Source organism: Gilliamella sp. Imp1-1, assembly GCF_001690415.1.
Taxonomy (GTDB): domain Bacteria; phylum Pseudomonadota; class Gammaproteobacteria; order Enterobacterales; family Orbaceae; genus Gilliamella; species Gilliamella bombi.
Map to the genome: position 1 here is coordinate 1 of NZ_LZHK01000074.1, position 473 is coordinate 473.

Consider the following 473-nt stretch of genomic DNA (forward strand, 5'->3'; position numbering starts at 1 on the left):
CGTAAAGACAAGCAAGCATTGGTGACATTAGTTGAACGCAAAACAGGGCTAGTATTAATTGGGCGCCTCAATCAACGTACCGCCTCCGAAACGAGAGATATGATAATAAAATTGCTAACGCCGTTTAAAAAAATGGTTAAAAGCATCACCTTTGATAATGGAACCGAATTTAATTATCATCATGCTATTGAGCATTATTTAAATACTACCGTGTACTTTGCGGAGCCTTATAAAAGCTGGCAAAGAGGCACAAATGAAAACACCAATGGCTTAATACGTCAGTTTATACCTAAGTCAGCGGCCATTTCATTAGTTGACGACAAACAGATAAAGAAAATACAATATCTATTGAACACACGCCCAAGAAAACGGCATAAGTTTAAAAGCCCTGCCGATTTTTATTCTAAGGAGCTAAGAAGAATTGCACTTCATGGTGTAATCTAGGATAGTATAAATAATAAATTATTATTGTT

At 35.9% G+C, this 473-nt stretch carries 1 protein-coding gene; it reads left to right on the forward strand.

Annotated features, from left to right (window positions below):
- Window positions 1-444: IS30 family transposase (locus tag A9G38_RS06790; protein WP_141671751.1), on the forward strand; the 444-nt coding region annotated here is incomplete at its 5' end.
- Between the last annotated feature and the right edge of the window lie 29 nt (window positions 445-473).